Source organism: Terrabacter sp. P5_B1 (assembly GCF_056400505.1).
The window spans coordinates 1-2,460 of sequence record NZ_JBFULD010000458.1; the positions used below are offsets into that span (position 1 = coordinate 1).

The 2,460-nt window shown below is 73.8% G+C and carries 3 protein-coding genes; 2 read left to right on the forward strand and 1 reads right to left on the reverse strand.

Features of this window, described 5'->3' with window-relative positions; all coding sequences use genetic code 11:
- Window positions 1-247 (forward strand): PfkB family carbohydrate kinase (locus tag AC1DP0_RS20805; RefSeq protein WP_478088271.1); only part of this gene is annotated, 247 nt, incomplete at its 5' end.
- Between the two features lie 83 nt (window positions 248-330).
- A complete protein-coding gene (locus AC1DP0_RS20810) occupies window positions 331-822 on the forward strand; it encodes an SRPBCC family protein (RefSeq protein ID WP_478088273.1) in 492 nt (163 codons plus the stop codon).
- A 189-nt stretch (window positions 823-1,011) separates the two neighbouring features.
- Here AC1DP0_RS20810 and AC1DP0_RS20815 read toward each other — a convergent pair whose 3' ends face one another.
- Window positions 1,012-2,253: a class I SAM-dependent methyltransferase gene (locus tag AC1DP0_RS20815; protein WP_478088275.1), complete on the reverse strand. Its 1,242-nt coding sequence runs from the start codon at window positions 2,251-2,253 to the stop codon at window positions 1,012-1,014.
- Window positions 2,254-2,460: the final 207 nt, after the last annotated feature.

Consider the following 2,460-nt stretch of genomic DNA (forward strand, 5'->3'; position numbering starts at 1 on the left):
CGTGCCGCAGTCGCTGCTCGTGACCTTCGGCGCGGCGGGAGCACGGTGGGGGATGGACGGCGTCGACGGCATACGCGTGCCGGCCGGGGWGGTGGGCGACACGGTCGGAGCCGGGGACGCGTTCTGCGGTGCGCTCGCCGCGGCGCTCGCGGGTGGCGCAGACCGACGAGCCGCGCTCGAGGCGGCGAACAGGGCGGGCGCGGCGGCGGTGCGCTGGGTCGGGGCGCAGCCGGACGCCGCCCTCTGACTGCCAAGATCAGTACCTTGCATGTTACGTAACCGATGAGTTACGTTAGCTTGGGACGGCGCCGGCCGATGAGGGGAGCGGGGATGGGCGAGCTGACACAGGTGCTGGGCCGGATCGAGCGCGACGGAGACACGGTGGCGGTGGTCTTCGACCGGCACTACGCGACGACCCCCGCGGACCTCTGGCAGGCGTGCACCGAGCCCGAGCGACTCGAGCGCTGGTTCGCTCCTGTGACCGGCGACCTGCGTCCGGGAGGCAGCTTCACCATCCACTTCGACGATGCCGACGCCCCACAGTGCCGCGTCGTCACGTGCGAGGCGCCGACCCGGCTGGTCTGGGAGTGGCCGGTGCGTGACGTGCCGTCCCTCGTGACGGTGGAGATCGCCGAGGACGGGCTGGGCTCGCGACTCGTGCTGCGCCACGAGCGGCTCGCCGGCTCCCAGGCGCCGGGGTATGCCGCGGGCTGGGACACCTACGTCCGCTCACTCGACGCCCACCTCGCAGGCACGCCCGGGCCCGACTGGGATGCCACGTGGGGCGCCCTGCACGAGCTGTACGCGGCCGCACCGGCCTGAGCGGCGCGTGCCCGCCTGGCCGTGAACCTGCCGATGGTGCTGCGCCTGGTGGGGTGATCACCCCATCGGACGCAGCACCATCGGGCACACCATCTGGCACGACGTCGGCGGACGACCGGGAGCCGGGTGCAGACGAGGCAGACGAGACAGACGGTGCGGACGGGCGCGGACGGGCGCGGACGGGCGCGGTCAGGCGGGGGTCACGACGAGGGCGACCTGGCCGCCGCCGACCCGGGTCAGGACGAGCGTCGCCTCGGAACCGCCCTTGCCGCGCCCGGTCATCTTCAGCTGCCGGCGGAGCAGGTCGGCGTCGAGGGTCACGCCACGCTTCTTGATCGTCACGCGGTCGTGGCCGTGGTCGCGCAGCCACCGTGCGAGGCGCTTGGTCGACAGCGGCATCGCCTCGACGACCCGGTAGCGCCGGGCCCACGGCAGCTCCCTCGGCTGGCCGCTCGTCACGTAGCCGACGCCGGAGGCCAGCTCGGCGCCGTCGACCGCAGCGACGAGGGCTCCGGTGAGCCCGGCGCGGATGACGGCTCGGTCGGGCTCGTGGAGCCATTCGCCGATGTCGCCCACCGACGCGAGGGACGGCCGCTGACCGCCTTCGGACGCGTCGGCCTCGGTGACGACCGACGTCGAGGTCTCGGTGCACACCGCGGCCGTGCGGCCCGTGGTGGTGACGAGCGGGCCCCACCAGACCGCACACTCGAGCACCTCGCCGTGCCAGGACGTCCACTGCGCCTCGGCGCCCGGCGGGACCGCGCCGTGCGGGAACGCGGGGGAGAGCTTCGCGCCGGTCGCGGGCACCGCGTCGGCGAAGTCCAGCACCTGCGACCACGTCGGCGAGATGGCGTCGAGCGAGAAGATGCGTTTGGTGCGGCCGTTGACGTCGGCAACACCGGTGACGCGGCGGGCGGGGTCGAGCCACAGGCCGAGGCGGCGGGCGCCCTCACCCTGCGGCAGGCGTACGTCCTCGGCGAGCCCGTGCGACACCCGCGCCGACGGCCAGTGGCGCAGGTTGACGGCGGCGATGCGGGCGGTCGCGTCGTCGGCGTCGACGGCGTGGACCGTCAGGTCGAGGCCGGCGAACGCCATGGCGTCAGCGCCCAGCCCGCACCCGAGGTCGTAGAGGTCGCGGACGCCCGCAGCGGCATACCGGTGCGCGTGGCGGGCCGCGATGGCGAGCCGCGTCGCCTGCTCGAGCCCGTCGGGCGTGAAGAGCATCCCCGCGGCGAAGTCGCCGAACTTGTCGGTGCCGCGGGCGCGCAGCCGCGACTGGGTCATCGCGGCCGCGACGAGGTCCGCCGCGAAGCCTGCCTCGCGCAGCCGGTCCTGCAGGTGCAGCGACCCGGCCTCGTCGTAGGGAGGAAGCGACTGGAGCAGCGCCCAGCCCTCACCCGCTGAGAGGCGATCGACCATGGCGGCATCCATGCCCACCATCCTCGCAGGCGTCGTGACGCAGCCCCCGGCAGTGCTGGGAGCCAGCCGAGGGAGGTGGTTCGGGGTGCTCGGGGCGCAGGGCCGTCAAGGCCCGTGCCCCCCGAGGGTTGGCACTCGACTTGACCGAGTGCTAACCGAAACCTAGATTTCTTCCTGTTGGCACTCTCGACCCGAAAGTGCCAGCTCCCTCCTCGAGGG

Bases quoted from the DNA above. Each gene is read 5' to 3' on its own strand.
- AC1DP0_RS20810 (WP_478088273.1), top strand. From the start codon at position 331: ATGGGCGAGCTGACACAGGTGCTGGGCCGGATCGAGCGCGACGGAGAC.
- AC1DP0_RS20815 (WP_478088275.1), bottom strand. From the start codon at position 2,253: ATGGATGCCGCCATGGTCGATCGCCTCTCAGCGGGTGAGGGCTGGGCG.